Source organism: Burkholderia sp. BCC0506, assembly GCF_902833145.1.
Taxonomy (GTDB): Bacteria; Pseudomonadota; Gammaproteobacteria; order Burkholderiales; family Burkholderiaceae; genus Burkholderia.
Genome location: NZ_CADFEN010000008.1, coordinates 120,898 through 139,811 on the forward strand (window position 1 = coordinate 120,898; position 18,914 = coordinate 139,811).

An 18,914-nucleotide genomic window follows, 5' to 3' on the forward strand; every position below is an offset into this window, starting at 1 on the left:
GATCACGGAAACCACTGTAGGAGCGCGCCGCCGCGAGACGTTTCACGTCGACCCGAAACGTGGATGCACCACCGCGGTGGAGGCGGTCGGCCGTCGGCCCTTAGCCGGTCAGCGCGTCGAGATTCAACACATATGACTTGCCGATCCATACCGCGCAATCGCGATGGTCGCGCAGTTCGTCGTGCGTATTCGGATGCAGGAAGATGTCGAGCCCGCCGTGGTTCAGCACGAGCCACGGCACGATCTCGTCGAATCGCGCGGCGTCGAACGCGATCTGGTACGACCAGGCCGGGTGCGGGCCGACGAGGCGTTCGTGAAAGCGGCCGAGTTCGATGACCGCGCCGAAGCGCGCATCGACGACCTGGCGAAATGCCCAGGCCGCGTCGCGGCTCGCCGCATCGAAGTAGACGTGCGCGTGCCAGCTGTCGATGGCGGTATTGTCGAGGGCGACCATGGAGAGGCTCGGTTAAAAATGAAAACGCATGAGATGCCGTGCGAAACGGCCGATGCGTGATTATCGCGCGTCCTTGTCGCTTGCGTCGTGTCGCAATTCGGCAAGCCGATGCGGATGATTTGTCCGGCATCGGAAGATCTGATGATCCGATGAAACCGTTTCGGCGCTGTCCGCGTGCGCGATATCACGACGAAAGCCTTGCCGGCAGGCGCGCGGGCCGCAATCGCGCCGGCAACACGTCATTTCGGAAATTGAAAGAGCGCAGGCGCGCCCCATCGGATCGCCGGTAAAAATCCGATCATATCGTTGAATGAAATAAAGAAATTCCGTTTCGAAGGGATGCGCGAATGACGCGGCTCGTACGCCGAATGCACGGCTGAAAATAACAATTGCGGATTCGGCTATTCAAGCGGGATGCGGCCCGACATACGATGATTTCAACGCATCGATGCTGGATCGATGCGGGGACAACCATCTGGAGGCCATTATGCGATCCCTCGTTCCCGTTGCCGTTCTTTCCTGCGCACTCGTTGCGCTGCCCGCCGTCAGCTTCGCGCAATCGATCGGCGCTGGCGACACCCCGAATGCCACGCCGTTGACCTGGTCGGCGGCGCGTGCCGAAACCGACGCGCAACTGATGCAGATGACGCGTGCCGGTTATCGGGCGACGACGGCCGGCAACCAGAACTATCCGCTCGCGATGCAGCGTGCGCTCGAGCGCGTGTACAACCCGGTGCCCAACCGATGGCCCGAAGAGAAGGCCGCGATGGAAGCGCGGGCAGCCCGCGACGCGCAGAGCGGGCATCCGGTGAAGGCGTTCTTCGTGAAAACCGCGTACTACCTGAAGGGCGAGAACACGTTTTGAGGCAGGAGGCGAACATGGCATGCCCCAACCGATCGGCCGGCGCGTGGCGTGCGTCGGCGATACGCAGGCTGCCGGAAGCGGGCGCGATGCGACGGCGCGCCGATTTGCACGGCATGCGGCGCCGGACGCACGCCCTGCGCGACGCGGGCCGCAGCGCCGTCGTGTGCCGCGGCGCGTGGCCGGGGTCGGCGGAGGACGACGCGCCTGCGAGCGAGGGCGAATCGTGAAAGCGGCCCGAAAAGGCCCGCGTCATCCGCCTTTGACGCGCGAATGGCTGCTGCCGCTGCCGCCGGCGCATGCACGCGACATCTCGCTGAAATGCCACATGGCGCTGGTCGCGCTGCGCGGCGAGCACGGCAGCGAAACGCTGCTGATGCGGCTGCGCACGAGCGTGTATCTGGTCTTCCTCGCGCTCGACGATGCGGTCGCTCCCGACGCGACCATCGACCTGTGCGTCGACGCGGAGCGCGTGCTCGACGCGAGCATGGCACGCGCGGCGGAAAGCGGCGCATGGACGCTGCATGACGACGAATGCGCGGTGCTCGAACGCATACTGGCCGCGAACGACGCGTGCGTCGCGACGCTCACGCGGCATCGGCTGGCCGAGCTGTGGCGCCATGTCTGCACGTTTGCTTCCGCCGAACAGCCGGGGCTGGTCGCGCAGGCCGCGGCGAAGATGCGGGAGCCGGGCCGGCTGCACTGAACCGTTGCAGTACGACCGGCCGCGGGCCGCGTTTCATACGTGTCCAATTCCCGGGCCGGACTCCGGACGGCCAATATCATCACAGGAGCCGGACGGGTTCGGTCGACGACGATCGTGCGTGTCGGCGCGAACGCATTCGTTTTGGTCAGGAGGAGCGATGGCGCTATACAAGATCGGCGGCTACTTTACGTGCGGAAGTGGCCGCGCCTTCAGCGAGACGCTGCCGCCCGGCAGCGAAGTGACGGTCGCGGGTATCTATCGATGCATCGTATGCGGCGACGAGATCGGCATTGCGAAGTGCCAGACGCTGCCGTCCGAGGACGCGCATCGGCACGATTTCGATGCGCCGTCCGACCCGCTGCTCGGCCCGCGGCCGACCGGGTGGCAACTGATTGCGGCGGCGGAATCGCGGCACTAGGCGAACGGTGCTCGCGCGCGCATCGAGCGATACGCTTTCGATTATTTCATTGTTTCGATACGTCGAACGATAATGGCGAGCGTTGATTTAATGATTCATCGATAAATGCGTTGAGCCTGATTTTCATTAATCAGGTCGTGGCGATATTGATTTTTGTAAATCTCAAAATTACTATCGAAAAAATCGTATTTCGTCGATCGGGATAGTCGTCGGATAAGCCGGGTACGAAAACGAATCCGAAAGGTTCGAATCATGCATGCGTTGGCGTTTCAGAAGTGCTGTGGCACGGAGTGCGCCGGATTCCGAAAGGGCGCATAGGCAGCAGCTGCGGTCGCGGCTGCGGCTCTCATGAAAAAACCAGGAGGATGACCACATGTCAGGCTATACACGGCGGAATTTCCTGACGACGGCCGCGGCTGCCGTCGGTGCTTCGATGCTTGCGCTGGACGGCAAGCGCGTGTTCGCGGAAGACGCCGCGAGCACGGCGGCACGTTACCGACGCTATAACGTGACGAGCCCAGAAGGGCGGCAAATGTTGCGCAGCTATGCACGCGGCGTCAGCGCGATGCTGCGGTTGCCGGCGAATCACCCGCAGAACTGGTTTCGCAACGCGTTTATTCACATGATGGATTGTCCGCACGGAAACTGGTGGTTTTACGTGTGGCATCGCGGCTATATCGGCTATTTCGAGCAGACCATCCGGGCCTTGAGCAACGATCCGCAATTCGCGTTGCCTTATTGGGACTGGACGCAATTGCCGGAAATTCCGCAGGACATGTTCGAAGGCGTGCTCACGCCAACCGATGCCGCGTATCAGCCGTATACCGGTAATCTCGCGCGGTTCACGGCGTTCATCCAACCAGCACTGCAAGCGTACTGGAATACGCTGAGCAGCCCGCAGCGCGAGCAGCTGAAGCTGCGCGGCTACTCGACGTTCGATCAGTTGTGGAACGACGTGACCGGCTACGATCCGAGCCAGGACGCCGGTATCTCGGGCAACATGGCCTACGCGATCACGTGCGGCTCACGCTATCTGTCGCGCGACAATCCGAAGCTCGATCCGAAGACGGCCTACGATGTGTCGGCACCGGTCATTCGCGCCGGTTTGCAGCCGAGGCTCTACAACAGCCCCGACATCACGTTGAGCTTTACCAGCTCGCGCACGCAGTCGCACGTGACCCAGCCGAACAAGGCGACCCAGTTCTCGATCCTCGAAGGCTTGCCGCACAACAAGGTGCACAACTACATCGGCGGTGTCGGACCGGTCTCACCCGGCCCGTTCGGCAACATGACGAACTTCCTGTCGCCGATCGATCCGATTTTCTTCCTGCACCACGCCAACATGGACCGGCTGTGGGACGAGTGGACGCGCAAGCAGATCGCGCTGGGCCTGCCGTCTCTGCCGACGGGCGCGGACTGGACGGCATTCGCGTCGGAACCGTTCCGTTTCTACGTCAGCGGAAGCGGCCAGTACGTGTCGGGCACGGCGGGCAACTACGTGAACATGGCCACGTTCGACTACGACTATCAGCGCCCGTTCGCCACCGACGCGCTGCCGGCGCAGCAGCCGCACGACGGGGCGATGCGCGAGACGCTCAGCATCAAGGGCGCGGCGAGCGCGGCCGGCGCATCGGTCGTAGTGCCGGCCCGGCTGATCCACGCGCTTCTGGAGGACGAGTCGCGGCCGGCCCTGGTCGCGAGCGTCACGGTGCCGCGTCCGCAGGGACTGTCGACCGCGCGCGAGTTCGATATATTGGTGAACGCGCCCGCCGACGTGACGCGGGTCGACGCGAACAGCCCGTACTACGCGGGGACGATTGCGTTCTTCGGTCCGGCGATGCACGGGATGGCGATGTCCCACGACGCGGCGTTCTCGTTGCCGTTGCCGCGAACGCTCGGCGCGTTCGCGAACGTCACCGGCGAGAATGTGACGCTGAACGTCCGCGTGGTGCCGTCGGACGTGGGCGTCGCGCCGCGCGCGGTGCCGCTGCGCGCGCTGTCGGTGCATGCGTTCTAGGCGCACACCCATGGCGCCGGCGCTGCTCGCGCTGGCGGCCATGTGCGCGGCGGCCGGCGGGCGCGACGTCACGCTGGTGCTGCCGCGCGCGCCGCGCGCGGGCGATACGGTGTTCGTCGAAGTCGACGTCGGCGCGATCGGGGCGGGACAGGAGATCGACGTGCAAACGTCGTCCGGTGAGCGGCTCGGGACGATCTCGCCGTACGGCGTGAAGTCCGGCCGCGCGGCGGGTACCTATACGCTGCCGGTGCCGGCGGATGCCGTGTGCGGCAGGCGGCTCGCGCTTCGCATCACGATCACGCGGGCGAGCGGAGGCGCACGGGCGCCGGAGCCGCGCGAAGTGCCGGACATCAGGGCAGTCCTGCACTGACAGACGGATGGACGAAACGCAAAAAGCACGAGGGCGCTCCGGATCGTTCCGGAGCGCCCTCGTGCGGTGCGGCGCGGGATGGCCCGCGTCGCCGCGGGCCGATCGTCAGGCCGCCGTTGCCGACTTCGCCGGCTTCTGCAGCTTGCCCTTGCCGGCGCGCTGGATTTCCTCGAGCTTGATCTCGACGTGGCGCGAGAACACGTACTCGGCCGGACGCTGCTTCGCGATCGAGATGTCCGGTGCGAACGGGCCGTCGGTCTTGATGCCCTTGCGGCTCACGCGCAGCGCCTTCAGCGGGTTCGAGATCGTGTCCATCACGGCCGTCGCCTCGAAGCCGCAGTGGACCATGCAGTCCGCGCACTTCTCGTAGTTGCCGACGCCGTAGTTGTCCCACTCCGTCGTTTCCATCAGTTCCTTGAAGGTCTTCACGTAACCTTCGCCGACCAGGTAGCACGGCTTCTGCCAGCCGAACACCGTACGCGCCGGGTTGCCCCACGGCGTGCACTTGTACGTCTGGTTGCCGGCCAGGAAGTCGAGGAACAGCGACGACTGGCTGAACGACCAGCGCTTGCCGCCTTCGCCGCGCTTCAGAATCTCGCGGAACAGGTTCTTCGTCTTGTCGCGGTTCAGGAAGTGCTGCTGATCCGGCGCGCGCTCGTACGCGTAGCCCGGCGACACGGTGATACCGTCGACGCCGATCGGGCCCAGCGTGTCGAAGAACTTCGCGACGCGCTCGGGGATCGCATCGTTGAACAGCGTGCAGTTGATGTTCACGCGGAAGCCGCGGCGCTTCGCTTCCTTGATCGCCGCGACCGCCTTGTCGTACACGCCTTCCTGCGACACGGAATGGTCGTGCATGTCCTTGTCGCCGTCGAGGTGGACCGACCAGACGAAATACGGGCTCGGCTGGTAGTCGTCCATCTTCTTTTCCATCAGGAGCGCGTTCGTGCACAGGTACACGAACTTCTTGCGCTTCATGATGCCCTTGACGATTTCCGGCATCTCCTTGTGGAGCAGCGGCTCGCCGCCGGCGATCGACACGACCGGCGCGCCGCACTCGTCGACGGCCTGCAGGCATTCCTCGACGGACAGGCGCTGGTTCAGGATCGGATCCGGATAATCGATCTTGCCGCAGCCGTTGCACGCGAGGTTGCAGCGGAACAGCGGCTCGAGCATCAGCGCGAGCGGATAGCGTTTGTTGCCGGACAGGTGCTGGCGCACGATGTAGGCGCCGACACGGACTTGCTGGAGCAGCGGAATAGACAAGGGATGTCCTCCTTAAACTTCGCGGGCGACAGCTTGCGTGAGCTTCGCCGGCAACTTGAATTCGACTTTTTCTTCACGGCCCGCCATCGTCGCGACCTCGACGGGCCCCAGCGCGCGCAGCGCGCCGATTACATCCTCGACCATTTCCTCGGGCGCCGACGCGCCGGCGGTCAGGCCGACCGTCTGCACGCCCGCGAACCATTCGGCCTTCACTTCCGAGCCGTCGGCGACGAGATAGCTCGGCACACCGCTTTCGGTGCCGATCTCGCGCAGGCGGTTCGAGTTCGAGCTGTTCGTCGCACCGACGACGAGCAGCACGTCAACCTGTTCGCTCAGCTCGCGCACGGCGGCCTGGCGATTCTGCGTGGCATAGCAGATGTCGCGCGTGTCCGGGCCGACGAGGTCGGTGAACCGGCGCTGCAGCGCTTCGATGATGCCGCGCGTGTCGTCCACCGACAGCGTGGTCTGCGTGATGTACGCGACCGGCGTATCGACCGGCAGCGTCAGCGTAGCGACTTCGGCCTCGCTCTGCACGAGGATCACCTCGGCCGGAATCTGGCCGATCGTGCCCTCGACTTCCGGATGGCCCGCGTGGCCGATCAGGATCAGCCGGCGGCCCGCCGCGACGTACTGGCGGCCCTGCACGTGCACTTTCGTGACGAGCGGGCAGGTCGCGTCGAGCACGTCGAGCCCGCGCGTTTGCGCGTCGCGCTCGACCGTCTGGGCGACACCGTGCGCGCTGAAGATCGCGACAGCGCCGTGCGGCACCTCGTCGAGCTCCTCAACGAATCGTGCCCCTTTATTACGCAGATTTTCGACGACATGCCGGTTGTGCACGATCTCGTGACGCACATAGACCGGCGCACCGTGCTGTTGCAGCGCGCGATCGACGATCTCGATCGCACGGACAACCCCCGCACAAAAGCCGCGGGGCTGGGCAAGGATGACTCGCATAGGTGAGCGAACTCCGACGACAGACGCCGGGGTTCGAGGCGCTGGCACACGCTTGCTCGCCCCGGCTTGATGTTATTAAGGCAGGAACGAACCGGCCGGCCAGGCCCCGGAACCCCGAATTAATCGCGCATTTTAACCCTATCGGGCCGTCCTTGCTTCGGTGCCGTGTCGGCCCTGTTGCAATTGCGGGATAGCCGCGTCGGCGCTGGCGCGCGCGGAACCCGGTAAACTGCGCGGTTTCGCGGGCGGCCGCTCCGGCTGCCCGCCATCGCGCTCATTTCAAGGCCATTCGATGACCGTCGATTCTTACGCGTATTGCCCGTCCGTCCGTGCGGTGTCGGGTGTTTTGTTCCCGACCCCCATTCATGCCCGACGGGCCGGCGCCCGGCAGGAGGCAGGCCGATGATGCTGGCGATCGCTTTCCTGGTGTCCGGCCTGTCGCTGGTGATCTGGATCGTGCTGCTCGTCGCGCGCGGCGGCTTCTGGCGCGCGCAGCCCGCGCGGCCGCTGCCGCCCGACGCGCGCGGCCCGGCGGCCGAGGCCGGCTGGCCGGCCGTCGTGGCGGTCGTGCCGGCGCGCAACGAAGCCGACGTGATCGCCCGCGCGGCGACTTCGCTGCTCGAGCAGGACTATCCGGGCGAATTTCATCTGATCATCGTCGACGACCACAGCGACGACGGCACCGCCGACGCCGCCCGCGCGGCCGCGCTCGCGATCAACCGCGCCGACCGGCTGACGGTGCTGAGCGCGAAGCCGCTGCCGGCCGGCTGGTCGGGCAAGGTGTGGGCGCAATCGCAGGGGATCGCCGCCGTGCGCACGCTCGGCCTGCCGGCCGACTACCTGCTGCTGACGGATGCCGACATCGGCCATCCGCCCGACGCCGTCGCGCAGCTCGTCACGCGCGCGCAGGCCGAGCAGCGCGATCTCGTGTCGCTGATGGTGCGGCTGCGCTGCGACTCGTTCTGGGAAAAGGCGCTGATCCCGGCGTTCGTGTTCTTCTTCGCGAAGCTGTACCCGTTCTCGTGGATCAACAATCCGCGCAACCGGACGGCCGGCGCCGCCGGCGGCTGCATGCTCGTGAAGCGTTCGGCGCTCGAGGAAGCGGGCGGCATCGAATCGATTCGCGGCGCGCTGATCGACGACTGCAGCCTCGCCGCGCAGATCAAGCATCGCGGCGGCGGTCGCCATCCGATCCGGCTCGATCTCGCCGATCGCAGCGTGTCGCTGCGCCCGTACGACAGCTGGCGCGACATCTGGAACATGATCGCGCGCACCGCGTTCACGCAGCTGCGCTATTCGCCGCTGCTGCTGGCCGGCACGCTGCTCGGGATGACGATCATCTATCTGGTGCCGCCCGTCGTCGCGCTTGCCTACGGCGCGCGCGCATGGCCCGCGTGGCTCGCGTGGGCGTCGATGTGCGCCGCGTATGCGCCGATGCTGCGCTACTACCGGCGCTCGCCGCTGTGGGCGCCCGCGCTGCCGCTCGTCGCGCTGTTCTACGTCGGCGCGACATTCGCGTCCGCGTGGCGTTACTGGCGCGGCAAGGGCGGCCAGTGGAAGGCGCGCGTGCAGGCGCCGGTGGAGCGCTGAGCGTATTCCGGGAGGCGTGCCTCCCGGCAGCCGGAAAGCAAACAGCCCGATCGGTGCGAACCGGTCGGGCTGTTTCGTTTTCGGCGGTGTCGTGCGCCGATGCCGGCGTTTTACCGCTGCGTCAGCATCATGTACATCTGGACCACGACGTCCGGCGAGAACGTGAACGGCACCCAGCCGTAGCCCGTGTGGCGGGCGACCAGCAGGCGATCGCCGTTGGACTGCTTCTGCACGGCCATCATCGGGTTCTTCGTCGTCACGAAACGCCAGCCGGCCGGAATGCCGGGCGGCGGCTCCGGCTGCATCGACGCGCGCGCGTGCGCGAGTTCCTCGATCAGCAGGCCCAGTTGCTCCGGATGCAGCGTGACCGACTGACCGCCGATGGTCAGCGTGAGTTCGTTCTGGGAAGGGCGCGAGACGTGCAGCGTTGCCTTGTCGGCCGGCGCGGCGGCGGTTTCGGCTTCAACCGTGGAATCGGCTTGCGCCGCCGGGACGATCGCGGTTTCGGCGTCGGCGGCCGTGGTCGACACCTCGGCTGCTTCGGCCGCCACCGGTGCGACTGCGTGCGCGGCCGGCGCATCGGCCGGTGCCGGCTCGACGACGTCGGCCGTCACGGCGGAGGCGGCAACCGCGCTCGTCGCGGCTTCCTTGACGACGGCCTCGACCAGCGCTTCCGCGTCGGCGATGGCCTTCGCGTGATGCTGCGCGGCCGCTTCCGCGTGGGCGATCGCCTCGGTGTGGCGTTGCGTGATGGCTTCGGCCTCGGCGGTTGCTTCGGCGTGGCGTTGCGCGGCGGCTTCGGCCCGGGCGATCGCTTCGGCGTGACGTTGCGTGATGGCTTCGGCCTCGGCGGTCGCTTCGGCGTGACGCCGGGCGGCGGCCTGCGTGTCGGCGAGCGCCTGCGTGTGACGCTGGGCGAGCGCCTCGGCCTCGGCGATCGCGGCCATGTGGCGCTGCGCGGCGGCCTCGGCTTCGGCGGTCGCTTCCGCGTGGCGCTTCGCGGCGGCTTCGGCTTCGGCGGTCGCCGCGGCATGACGTTGCGCGGCCGCTTCGGCTTCGGTCGCGGCGGCGTGATGACGCTGCGCGGCGGCCTCGGCCTCGGCGATCGCCGCCGCGTGACGCTGCGACGCGGCTTCGGCATCCGCGTGACGTTGCGCGAGCGCTTCGGTCAGCGCGGTGGCTTCCGCATGGCGCTGGGAAGCGGCTTCGGCTTGCGCGGCGGCATCCGTATGACGTTGGGCGGCCGCTTCGGCGATGGCAGTGGCATCGGCGTGGCGCCGCTGCGCGGCTTCGGCGTCGGCTGCAGCGGCCGTGTGGCGCTGCGCGGCGGCCTGCGCTTCGGCTTCCGCCGCCGCATGACGCTCGGCCGCGGCCCGTGCTTCCGCCGCCGCGGCGCGCGCGAAGGCTTCCGCGCTGCGAGCCGCCTGCTGGGCGGCGTGGTGATCGTGGAGGAGCTGATCGACGCCCGTGGCGAGCGAAGCGATCTGATCGTTCAGGTTCATGCGTGTCTTCTCTGCGTAAGACCCGCGATTTTAACCGCTGCGCCGATGCCGGTCCGCGCGCGACGTGTAACAAAGTGCGCAAAGCGGCGCGACGCGCGCCGCTTTGTGTTACTTCAGGTAGCCCGCCGAGCCGAACCAGTCGAGCGCGTCGCGCAGCCCTTCGCGATACGGGCGCGCACGGTAGCCGAGCTCGCGCTCGGCCTTCGCGGACGTGAAATACATCTTGTTCTTCGACATCCGCAGCCCGTCGACGGTGACGAACGGCTCCTTCTTCGTGAACTTCGCGACCGCTTCGGCGCCGACCGCGAGCGGATACAGCGGCCAGCGCGGCAGCGCGATCGTCGGCGCCTTGCGGCCGGTCATCTGCGCGATGTCCGCGAGCATCTGCTGCAGCGGCAGGTTCTCGCCGCCGAGGATGTAGCGCTCGCCGATCCGGCCGCGCTCGAGCGCGAGGAAGTGGCCGTGCGCGACGTCGTCGACGTGCACGAGGTTCAGCCCCGTGTCGACGAACGCGGGAATCTTGCCGAGCGCGGCCTCGACGATGATGCGGCCCGTCGGCGTCGGCTTCACGTCGCGCGGGCCGATCGGCGTCGACGGATTGACGATCACGGCCGGCAGCCCGTCGTCGGCGATCATCCGTTCGACCGCGCGCTCCGCAAGCACCTTGCTGCGCTTGTAGACGCCGATCGCCTGCTCGGCCGTGAGCGGCCGGTTCTCGTCGGACGGGTCGCCTGCGCTCGTCACCTTCAGCGTCGCGACGCTGCTCGTGTAGACGATCCGCTCGACGCCTTCCGCGCGGGCCGCGCGCATCGTCGCGACCGCGCCTTCGAGGTTCGCGCGCTCGATCTCGTCGGGATCGGGCGCCCACAGCCGGTAGTCGGCCGCCACGTGCAGCAGGTAGCGCACGCCGCGCAGCGCGGCGCGCATCGACGCCTCGTCGCGCATGTCGCCGGTGACGATCTCGGCATCGAGATCCGCGACGTTCGTGCGCGGGCTGGTCGGGCGCACCAGCACGCGCACCGCATAGCCTTTCTGCTGCGCGATGCGCGCGACGGCCGAGCCGACGAAACCGGACGCACCGGTGACGAGAACGAGATCGCGGGAAGTATCAGTCATGCGTTTCCTTCAGGGCCGCGCGGGCGGCGCGGCGGTTGGGCATCGGCGAGATTGTACGTGGTCGGCGTGCGCGGCGACGCCCGGGCAGCGCGTGTGCGAAGCGGCCGACGCGACTACAATGCCGGGCTTGAATGCAACCGGAGGGCGACGCGATGAGCCGCAATGAACTGGACGAACGGATCGAGACCTACTACGTGCGGGTGCGCGGCGTCGTGCAGGGCGTCGGCTTTCGTCATGCGACGGTGCGCGAAGCGCATGCGCTGAAACTGCGCGGCTGGGTCGCGAATCTCGAGGACGGCACCGTCGAGGCGATGATCCAGGGGCCCGGCGCACAGATCGACCGGATGCTCGCGTGGCTGCGTCACGGGCCGCCCGCCGCGCGCGTGACCGAGGTGACGTTCGAGGAACGCCCGACCGAGAAGCGCTTCGAACGTTTCCAGCAGCAGTAAGAGGCACACAACGATCATGACGGGGTATCCGGAGGCGGGGCGCGGCCTCATGCTGTCGGTGACGGCGTCGACGCTGTTCGCGCTGATGTCGGCTTACGCGAAGCTGCTCGCGCCGCTCACGGGGCTCGACATCTTCGCGTGGCGCGTGGTGTGGACCGCGCCGGGCGCGCTCGCGTTGATCGCGCTGCGCGGCCGCTGGCCGGCGCTCGTCGAACTCGCGCGGCGCGGTGCGCGCGACTGGCGCCTGCTGATCGCGCTGCCGGCGAGCGCCGCGCTGCTCGGCCTGCAGCTGTGGCTGTTCCTGTGGGCGCCGCTGCACGGCCGCATGCTCGAAGTGTCGCTCGGCTATTTCCTGCTGCCGCTGACGATGGTGCTCGTCGGCCGCTTCTACTATCACGAACGGCTCGACCCGCTGCAATGGGCGGCGGTCGCCTGTGCGGCGATCGGCGTCGCGCACGAGGTGTGGGCGACGCGCGCGTTCGCGTGGCCGACGCTGGTCGTCGCGCTCGGCTATCCGCCGTATTTCGTGCTGCGCCGGCGGATCAACGCCGATTCGCTGGCCGCCTTCGCGATCGAAATCACGCTGCTGTGCCCGATCGCGTTGGCGATGGTCGCGACGAGCGCGACGCGCGTCGCGGGCCTTCCGCTGCTGTGGGCCGCGCTGCTGCCGGGGCTCGGCATCCTCAGTACGCTCGCGCTCGCGAGCTACCTGAAGGCGAGCCGGATGCTGCCGATGGCGCTGTTCGGAATTCTCGGCTACGTCGAGCCCGTGCTGCTCGTCGTGGTGTCGCTGCTGCTGCTCGGCGAAACGCTGAGCGTCGGGCAGCTCGCGACGTACGGGCCGATCTGGGTCGCCGTCGCGCTCACCGCGTGGCACAGCGCGATGCTGATGCGGCGCCTGCCCGTGCGCGGATGACCGCTCATCGCGATGGGCCGGCCGTGCGGAACGTGGCGCGCATCGCGCTTCATCCGAGCGTCGGACACCGCGCGTTCCACTGCCGAACGCCTCGATGCTGACCGCCGACTGGCGCCGCGCTGACGCGAATCTGGCGCGGCTGCCTGCTTCGCCGCGCGACGCTCGCGCCTGTAATCGAAGAGAAGATTCGGTTGCACTTTGTTACTTAGGGTCTCCCCTGATCGGCCATTAGACTGACCTGACCGACTTCCCTTCGTATGCAGCTTCTCAATGAACGGTCATCTCCGTGCGTGGCGAGCCGGGTTGGCGCGATGCGGGCATACGCGTATCGCCGCCGACCGCGCGCGTCTTCTCTTTCCCGATCCTTTCCCCGGTGCGTGCCGCACCGCCGTCGTGCAGGTGCGCTCATGTCGTTGAGCCCGCCGCGTTCCGCCGTGGTGCAGCCGTCGCGCAGCGGCCGCCTGATCGAAATCGACTTCTTCCGCGGGCTCGTGCTGTTGATGATCGTCGTCGATCACATCGGCGCGAGCGTGCTGTCGCGCGTGACGCTGCACGCGTTCGCGCTGTGCGACGCGGCCGAGGTGTTCGTGTTCCTCGGCGGCTTTGCGACCGCGAGCGCGTACGGCGCGATCGCCGAGCGGCACGGCGCGCGGGCCGCGCAGCAGCGGTTCGTGCGGCGCGCGATGCAGATCTACCGCGCGTTTCTCGCGACGTCGACGCTGATGCTCGTCGTGTCGGCCGTGCTCGACCACTTCGGCATCGACGCGCCGAACCTCGCGCTCGACGACGTCAGCGTGATGCTCGCGTCGCCGCTCACGGGGCTTGCCGAACTGTTGACGTTCCAGCGCCAGCCGTATCTCGCGTCGGTGCTGCCGATGTACGTGCTGTTCGCGCTCGCGTCGCCGGTGCTGGTGCCGTTCGCGCGGCGCCATCCATGGCTGCTGGTCGTGCTCAGCGCCGCGTCGTGGCTCGCGGCGGGCTGGCTCGGCCCGGAACTGCTCGACACCGACGGCTTCCGCTGGAGCTTCAACCCGTTCGCGTGGCAGCTGATGTTCGTCGCCGGCGTGCTCGCGCGCTGCCAGCCGTTCTACCGGCGCGTCGCGCTCGGCCGCTGGGGCGCCGCGGCGACCGGGCTCGCGTGCGCGATCGTGCTCGGCTGCGCGAGCTACAAGCTGTTCTCGGGGCTGCCGCTGCCCGAAGGCGTGCTCAAGCGCGATCTCGCGCTGCCGCGCGTCGTCAGCTTCGCGGCCGTCGCGTGGCTGATGGCCGATTGCGTGCGCTTCGGCTGGATCGCGCGGATCGCGCAGGGCGTGCGGCCCGTCGTGGCGGTCGGCCAGCGCGGGCTGATCTGCTTCGTCGCCGGCGCGGCGATTTCGCTCGTGATCGATTCGCTGCTGCATCCGGTCGTGCGCGGCGCCGATCTGCGGCATGTCGGCGTGGGCCTCGTGGCCGACGCGTGCGCGCTCGGGCTGATGATGGCGGTGGCCGGTTCGGGAACGTGGATCGCGCGATGGCGCGGCGCGACGGCGTAGGCGCGCGCAGGAGGGGGTGCGGCGCGGCGGGCGCCGCCCGGCGTCAGTGAGGTGAGCCGATACGGGAGCGGGGCGGGGTGGCGGCGTCGTCGGATTCGGCGTCGTCGCGTTCGTCCTGCGCCGGCTCGTCGCGCTCCGCGAGGACCGCATCGGCTTCGGCCGCGGCCCGGGCGGCGCGCATCGCGGTGCAGCGCTGCGCGTGCCGGATGTCGGACAGGATTCTCAAAAGCCGCGTCGTCTTGCTTTTCATCGTGTTCTCCCGCCAGTGCGCATCTCGCGAAGCGGATGCGGTGCCTGCAACCAGTGTAGGACGCGTTCGCGTATCTGGCGGGAGAATGTGGCGTGCAAGCCGCACGCCGAGGGATAGTCCTTACTGTGCGGCGGCGACGCCCTGCGCCTGCAGCGCTTCTTCGCGTCGCTCTTCCGCGCAGCGCTGATGCTGGCGCGACAGCCGGTTCATCAGCGGCAGCAGCAGCAGCGCGAGCAGCATGCCGATCGCGGCGAGCCAGCCGAGCTTCTCGAACAGCGACAGGTAGAGCGGCAGCGATTCGGTGGCCGGCAGTTCGTGCGACGGCATCTGCGCGAAATTCGCGACGACGCTGCCCAGATACTGCGACACGCCCGTCGCGACGAAATACGCGCCCATCATGAAGCCGCTCATGCGCGCCGGCACGTAGCGGGCGATCATCGCGAGGCCGAGGCCGCTCACCAGCAGCTCGCCGAGCGAGTACAGGCCGTAGCCCCACACCATGAACCACGACGACACGCGGCCGTCGACCGCGTAGCGCCCGCTGATCGTGAACACCAGGTAGCCCGCGGCGACCGCGCCGAAACCGAGCGCGTACTTCGCGGCGACCGGCAGATCGCGCCCGCCCTTCGCGACGGCGTTGTAGACCCACACGAGCACCGGGCTCAGCAGCATGATCCAGATCGGGTTCAGCGCCTGGAACTGCGCGGCGCTCCACGTGAACAGCGTCGTGCCGAACAGCATGAAGCGCGGATCGACGTTGCGCAGCGCGAACAGCGTCAGCGACGTCGACATCTGCACGTAGAAGATGAAGAACAGGATCACCTGGCCGATCAGCACGAGCGCCGCGATCAGGCCCGCGCGCTCCGAACGCTCCGACTTCGCGATCATGTACGCGAAGATCGCGAGGATCGCGAACGCCGCCGTCCACACGCTGGCGACCGCGAGCTGCTTGTGCTGCAGCACGTACAGCGTGATCAGCGCGAGCGCGACGCCGCCCGCCGCGACCGCACCGAGGCGCTTCCAGCGGATCGGCTCGTCGTCCGGCTGCGAGCCGACGTGCGCGAGCGTGCGGTGCATCAGCGCGAAGTTGAGGATCGCGAGCAGCATGCCGCCGCAGCAGACCGCGAACGCGGTGTGCCAGCCCCAGTGATCCTTGATCCACGGCGTCGCGAGCATCGACACCGTCGAGCCGATGTTGACCGCCATGTAGTAGATCGTGAACGCGCTGTCGATGCGCGCGTCGTCGCCTTCGTAGATCCGGCGCACGAGGTTCGCCGCGTTGGCCTTGAACAGGCCGTTGCCGACGACGATCACGCCGAGCGACGCATACATGTACGCCAGGTGGTCGTTCGGCACCGCGAGCATCAGGTAGCCGGCGCACAGCACGGACGCGCCGATGATCATCGTGCGGCGGGCGCCGAGCACCTTGTCGCCGATCCAGCCGCCGATCGACGGCGCGGCGTAGACGAGTGCGGTGAAGGCTCCCCAGGTCAGGTTCGCGTGGCTGTCGGTGAAGCCGAGCCGGTCGACCATGAAGAGGACCAGGAGCGCGGCCATGCCGTAGTAGCCGAAGCGCTCCCACATTTCGATGAGGAAGACCGTCGTAAACGATCGGGTCTGTGAAACAGGTGCGTGCATCATCAATCTCGTTTGAAACGGACGGCGCGGATCGCGCGTCGCCTTGAGGGTCGAACTGGCGCCGGAGCACGGTGGCCGGGTAGGCTTGGCGTCGGCGATGGAGCAGTCGGGCGGTTAGCCCGGGCCGGGATCGGACTCCGCCCGAAAAGGCGGAGCGCGGCCCCGACCGGCGCGCGAATGGTAACGTTTGCCGGTCCGGTGCGTCAGGTCCGCGCCACTTAGGGAAACTCCCGATATGGCAGCAGCTTTCAGGAATATTTGTCTCATCATCTCGTTGTAAGCTTCGCGCCCGTTCTCCGAAAATTCCCGGAGAGCCGCTTGCAGCTTGCCTGTGAAGACGGCGAGTCTGGCAAGATAGCGCGTCGTTTCGCTCGCTTCGGGCCCTGTTTAGTGCACCGGGCTCAACGCCGAAGGCGTGTGCGAACCCGAAGATTAAGCTATCTCCAATTAACTTAGTTACTTTCCATCAAACATTTTTTGACGACCACTTTTCGGCCTGCTATGGTTCCCCCCACTGAAAACTCGCGATCGGCAGACGCTGTCGCACTGGGCAGCAAGATTCGCGCGTTGCGCCAACGTCTGAAGCGCACGCTCGACGACACCGCTACCGCCGCGGGGATTTCGAAGCCGTTTCTGTCTCAAGTCGAGCGCGGGCTCGCGTCGCCGTCGTTGACGTCGCTGGCCGGTATCGCCCACGCGCTCGGTGTGACGGTGCAGTACTTCGTGGATACGCCGAGCGAGGAACGCTCGGTGTGCCGAGGCGATCAGCTGCGCTTCTTCGGGTTTGCCGATTCGGCGAACCTGTTCGCGCGACTGACGAACGTGTCCGAAGGGCGCCAGCTGGAGGCGATTCTCGTGAGGATGCCGCCGGGGCAGAAGCGGTCGGAGGTGACGACACATGCAGGAGAGGAGTTCCTGTACGTGATTGAAGGGGAAGTGTCGCTGACGCTGGAAGGCAAGACGTTCGTCCTGCAGGCCGGCGACAGTTCGCACTATCAGTCGACGGTCCCGCACAGCTGGGTCAACACCGCGAAGATCGAGTCGGTGGTGGTCTGGGTCGGTACGCCGCGACTGTTCTAACGCACGGGTATTCCTTCGTTTCTTCGACGGGGATGCCCGTCGAAAGAAATGTAAGGAATACTAATATGCAATACGAGAACCACGGGCCTCCTCGATCGCTGTACCCGTCAGCGTCTCACGCGTAATCCGCGGCATCCGCCGCGCGACGCTCACCGAACAACCTTCTCAAGACTGCCACGATGAAATCCTTGCATGCCATGTCGGCCGTGCTGGCCGCGCTCGCCCTGACGGCGCCCGCCGCCCACGCCGTGACCGTTCCGTCGAACGTCGCGCTCGCCCCCCAACAGGACCTGACGCGACAGGTGCCCGCCGAAGTCGAGTCGCTCGACCCCGCGCACATCGAATCGTGGACCGGCAACACGATCGGCCTCGATCTGTTCGAAGGGCTCGCGCGCATCGACGCGGCCGGCCAGGTCGTGCCGGGCGTCGCGCTGTCGTGGGAGCGCAAGACGCCGCAGACGTGGATCTTCAAGCTTCGCCACGACGCGAAGTGGAGCAACGGCCAGCCGGTGACGGCCGCCGATTTCGTCTATTCGTGGCAGCGCCTCGTCGATCCGAAGACGGGCTCGAAGTACACGATCCTCGTCGAGTTCATCAAGAACTCGAAGGACATCATCGCGGGCAAGGCCGCGCCGACGACGCTCGGCGTGCGCGCCGTCGACCCGTACACGCTGGAAGTGACGACCGACGTGCCCGTCGCGTTCTTCCCCGAACTGACCGCGATGGCGCCGCTCGTGCCGGTGAACAAGGACGTGGTGACGAAGTTCGGCGATGCGTGGACGCGCCCGGGCAACCTCGTCAGCAACGGCGCATACCAGCTCGTCGACTGGCAGCCGAACAACCGCATCGTGATCTCGAAGGATGCGAAGTACTGGAATGCGCCGAAGGTCGTGATCAACAAGGTCACGTACCTGCCGATCGAAAGCGACGAAACGGCGATGCGCATGTACCAGGCCGGCCAGATCGACTACAGCTACTCGATCCCGTCGGGCATCTTCCAGCAGGTCAGCAAGCAGTTCGGCGCCGAGCTGCGCCCGGGCCTGCAGCTCGCGACCTACTACTACTACCTGAACAACAGCGACGCGGCGCTGAAGGACAAGCGCGTGCGCCAGGCGCTGTCGATGGTGATCGATCGCGACGTGCTGACGTCGAAGCTCACGCAGGCCGGCGAGAAGCCGATGTACGGGCTGATGCCGAACGGCACGAAGGGCGTGCAGCCGTTCACGCCGGAATGGGCGTCGTGGCCGATGGCCAAGCGCATCGCGACCGCGAAGGACCTGCTGAAGCAGGCCGGCTATTCGGACGCGAAGCCGCTGTCGTTCACGCTCACGTACAACACCAACGACCTGCACAAGAAGGTCGCGCTGTTCACCGCATCGGAATGGCGCACCAAGCTCGGCGTCACCACGAAGCTCGAGAACGTCGAGTTCAAGGTGCTGATGAAAGAGCGGCATGACGGCAAGGTGCAGATCGCGCGCGACGGCTGGTTCGCCGACTACAACGACGCGATGACCTTCTTCGACCTGATCCGCTGCGGCAGCTCGCAGAACACCGTCGGCTACTGCAACAAGCAGGTCGACGCGCTCGTCGAGGAAGGCAACCAGAAGCTCGACGACGGCGCGCGCGCCGCGCTGCTCACGCAGGCGCACGACACGGCGATGAAGGACACGCCGATGGTGCCGCTGTTCCAGTATTCGGCCGATCGTCTCGTGAAGTCCTACGTGGGCGGCTATTCGCTGAAGAACGTGATCGACATGCGTGCTTCGCAGGACATGTACCTGATCAAGCACTGAG

Annotated in this window: 18 protein-coding genes; 11 read left to right on the forward strand and 7 right to left on the reverse strand. The window is 67.1% G+C overall.

What is annotated here, in order from left to right; genetic code table 11:
- Positions 1 to 100: 100 nt before the first annotated feature.
- Entirely contained in the window at positions 101 to 454 is a 354-nt protein-coding gene (locus HWX62_RS19700) for a DOPA 4,5-dioxygenase family protein (protein WP_175931134.1), read from the reverse strand.
- A gap of 487 nt (positions 455 to 941) precedes the next feature.
- Between HWX62_RS19700 and HWX62_RS19705 the strand changes: the two genes are divergently transcribed.
- The 5 genes from HWX62_RS19705 (at position 942) to HWX62_RS19725 (ending at position 4,827) form a co-directional block, all read left to right on the forward strand.
- On the forward strand, positions 942 to 1,319 hold the full coding sequence (locus HWX62_RS19705; protein ID WP_175931135.1) for a hypothetical protein: 378 nt from the start codon (positions 942 to 944) through the stop codon (positions 1,317 to 1,319).
- A gap of 223 nt (positions 1,320 to 1,542) precedes the next feature.
- Entirely contained in the window at positions 1,543 to 2,022 is a 480-nt protein-coding gene (locus tag HWX62_RS19710; protein WP_175931136.1) for a hypothetical protein, read from the forward strand.
- A 157-nt stretch (positions 2,023 to 2,179) separates the two neighbouring features.
- A complete protein-coding gene (locus HWX62_RS19715) occupies positions 2,180 to 2,440 on the forward strand; it encodes a hypothetical protein (protein ID WP_175931137.1) in 261 nt (86 codons plus the stop codon).
- Between the two features lie 373 nt (positions 2,441 to 2,813).
- Positions 2,814 to 4,457 carry a tyrosinase family protein gene (locus tag HWX62_RS19720; RefSeq protein WP_175931138.1) on the forward strand — a complete coding sequence of 548 codons (1,644 nt, stop codon included), beginning with the start codon at positions 2,814 to 2,816 and terminating at the stop codon, positions 4,455 to 4,457.
- Positions 4,458 to 4,467: 10 nt separating this feature from the next.
- Positions 4,468 to 4,827 (forward strand): hypothetical protein, encoded by a 360-nt coding sequence (locus HWX62_RS19725; protein ID WP_175931139.1) that lies wholly within the window; start codon positions 4,468 to 4,470, stop codon positions 4,825 to 4,827.
- Between the two features lie 105 nt (positions 4,828 to 4,932).
- Here the strand turns inward: HWX62_RS19725 and hpnH are convergent, their stop codons facing one another.
- Positions 4,933 to 6,093, reverse strand: coding sequence for an adenosyl-hopene transferase HpnH (hpnH, locus tag HWX62_RS19730; RefSeq protein WP_006480287.1), 1,161 nt, complete (start codon positions 6,091 to 6,093; stop codon positions 4,933 to 4,935).
- 12 nt (positions 6,094 to 6,105) lie between these two features.
- Complete coding sequence (ispH, locus tag HWX62_RS19735) at positions 6,106 to 7,047, reverse strand: 4-hydroxy-3-methylbut-2-enyl diphosphate reductase (protein ID WP_175985213.1); 942 nt, start codon at positions 7,045 to 7,047, stop codon at positions 6,106 to 6,108.
- A gap of 402 nt (positions 7,048 to 7,449) precedes the next feature.
- Between ispH and HWX62_RS19740 the strand changes: the two genes are divergently transcribed.
- A complete protein-coding gene (locus HWX62_RS19740) occupies positions 7,450 to 8,637 on the forward strand; it encodes a glycosyltransferase (RefSeq protein ID WP_175931141.1) in 1,188 nt (395 codons plus the stop codon).
- A gap of 110 nt (positions 8,638 to 8,747) precedes the next feature.
- Here the strand turns inward: HWX62_RS19740 and HWX62_RS19745 are convergent, their stop codons facing one another.
- Both HWX62_RS19745 and hpnA read right to left on the reverse strand, forming a co-directional pair.
- Positions 8,748 to 10,139: a phage tail protein gene (locus HWX62_RS19745; RefSeq protein ID WP_175931142.1), complete on the reverse strand. Its 1,392-nt coding sequence runs from the start codon at positions 10,137 to 10,139 to the stop codon at positions 8,748 to 8,750.
- A gap of 108 nt (positions 10,140 to 10,247) precedes the next feature.
- A complete protein-coding gene (gene hpnA / locus HWX62_RS19750) occupies positions 10,248 to 11,255 on the reverse strand; it encodes a hopanoid-associated sugar epimerase (RefSeq protein WP_014900809.1) in 1,008 nt (335 codons plus the stop codon).
- Between the two features lie 152 nt (positions 11,256 to 11,407).
- On the opposite strand from hpnA, the gene HWX62_RS19755 reads away from it, so the two are divergent.
- The 3 genes from HWX62_RS19755 (at position 11,408) to HWX62_RS19765 (ending at position 14,152) form a co-directional block, all read left to right on the forward strand.
- Positions 11,408 to 11,704, forward strand: coding sequence for an acylphosphatase (locus HWX62_RS19755; protein WP_050013378.1), 297 nt, complete (start codon positions 11,408 to 11,410; stop codon positions 11,702 to 11,704).
- A 16-nt stretch (positions 11,705 to 11,720) separates the two neighbouring features.
- Positions 11,721 to 12,620, forward strand: a complete 900-nt coding sequence (gene rarD / locus HWX62_RS19760) for an EamA family transporter RarD (protein ID WP_175931143.1) — start codon at positions 11,721 to 11,723, stop codon at positions 12,618 to 12,620.
- 407 nt (positions 12,621 to 13,027) lie between these two features.
- A complete protein-coding gene (locus tag HWX62_RS19765; RefSeq protein WP_175931144.1) occupies positions 13,028 to 14,152 on the forward strand; it encodes an OpgC domain-containing protein in 1,125 nt (374 codons plus the stop codon).
- A 43-nt stretch (positions 14,153 to 14,195) separates the two neighbouring features.
- On the opposite strand, the gene HWX62_RS19770 is transcribed toward HWX62_RS19765, so the two are convergent.
- Entirely contained in the window at positions 14,196 to 14,402 is a 207-nt protein-coding gene (locus tag HWX62_RS19770) for a hypothetical protein (protein WP_175931145.1), read from the reverse strand.
- Positions 14,403 to 14,522: 120 nt separating this feature from the next.
- Positions 14,523 to 16,043: a peptide MFS transporter gene (locus tag HWX62_RS19775; RefSeq protein ID WP_175931146.1), complete on the reverse strand. Its 1,521-nt coding sequence runs from the start codon at positions 16,041 to 16,043 to the stop codon at positions 14,523 to 14,525.
- Between the two features lie 498 nt (positions 16,044 to 16,541).
- Here HWX62_RS19775 and HWX62_RS19780 point away from each other — a divergent pair, with 498 nt between their 5' ends.
- Positions 16,542 to 17,120, forward strand: coding sequence for a cupin domain-containing protein (locus HWX62_RS19780; RefSeq protein WP_011548888.1), 579 nt, complete (start codon positions 16,542 to 16,544; stop codon positions 17,118 to 17,120).
- A gap of 179 nt (positions 17,121 to 17,299) precedes the next feature.
- Complete coding sequence (locus HWX62_RS19785) at positions 17,300 to 18,913, forward strand: peptide ABC transporter substrate-binding protein (protein ID WP_175931147.1); 1,614 nt, start codon at positions 17,300 to 17,302, stop codon at positions 18,911 to 18,913.
- Position 18,914 lies beyond the last annotated feature (1 nt).

What these genes read in the sequence shown, in the direction of transcription:
- HWX62_RS19700 (WP_175931134.1), bottom strand. Translation starts at nt 454, where the DNA reads ATGGTCGCCCTCGACAATACCGCCATCGACAGCTGGCACGCGCACGTC.
- HWX62_RS19705 (WP_175931135.1), top strand. Translation starts at nt 942, where the DNA reads ATGCGATCCCTCGTTCCCGTTGCCGTTCTTTCCTGCGCACTCGTTGCG.
- HWX62_RS19715 (WP_175931137.1), top strand. Translation starts at nt 2,180, where the DNA reads ATGGCGCTATACAAGATCGGCGGCTACTTTACGTGCGGAAGTGGCCGC.
- HWX62_RS19720 (WP_175931138.1), top strand. Translation starts at nt 2,814, where the DNA reads ATGTCAGGCTATACACGGCGGAATTTCCTGACGACGGCCGCGGCTGCC.
- HWX62_RS19725 (WP_175931139.1), top strand. Translation starts at nt 4,468, where the DNA reads ATGGCGCCGGCGCTGCTCGCGCTGGCGGCCATGTGCGCGGCGGCCGGC.
- ispH (WP_175985213.1), bottom strand. Translation starts at nt 7,047, where the DNA reads ATGCGAGTCATCCTTGCCCAGCCCCGCGGCTTTTGTGCGGGGGTTGTC.
- HWX62_RS19740 (WP_175931141.1), top strand. Translation starts at nt 7,450, where the DNA reads ATGATGCTGGCGATCGCTTTCCTGGTGTCCGGCCTGTCGCTGGTGATC.
- HWX62_RS19745 (WP_175931142.1), bottom strand. Translation starts at nt 10,139, where the DNA reads ATGAACCTGAACGATCAGATCGCTTCGCTCGCCACGGGCGTCGATCAG.
- hpnA (WP_014900809.1), bottom strand. Translation starts at nt 11,255, where the DNA reads ATGACTGATACTTCCCGCGATCTCGTTCTCGTCACCGGTGCGTCCGGT.
- HWX62_RS19755 (WP_050013378.1), top strand. Translation starts at nt 11,408, where the DNA reads ATGAGCCGCAATGAACTGGACGAACGGATCGAGACCTACTACGTGCGG.
- rarD (WP_175931143.1), top strand. Translation starts at nt 11,721, where the DNA reads ATGACGGGGTATCCGGAGGCGGGGCGCGGCCTCATGCTGTCGGTGACG.
- HWX62_RS19765 (WP_175931144.1), top strand. Translation starts at nt 13,028, where the DNA reads ATGTCGTTGAGCCCGCCGCGTTCCGCCGTGGTGCAGCCGTCGCGCAGC.
- HWX62_RS19770 (WP_175931145.1), bottom strand. Translation starts at nt 14,402, where the DNA reads ATGAAAAGCAAGACGACGCGGCTTTTGAGAATCCTGTCCGACATCCGG.
- HWX62_RS19775 (WP_175931146.1), bottom strand. Translation starts at nt 16,043, where the DNA reads ATGATGCACGCACCTGTTTCACAGACCCGATCGTTTACGACGGTCTTC.
- HWX62_RS19780 (WP_011548888.1), top strand. Translation starts at nt 16,542, where the DNA reads ATGGTTCCCCCCACTGAAAACTCGCGATCGGCAGACGCTGTCGCACTG.
- HWX62_RS19785 (WP_175931147.1), top strand. Translation starts at nt 17,300, where the DNA reads ATGAAATCCTTGCATGCCATGTCGGCCGTGCTGGCCGCGCTCGCCCTG.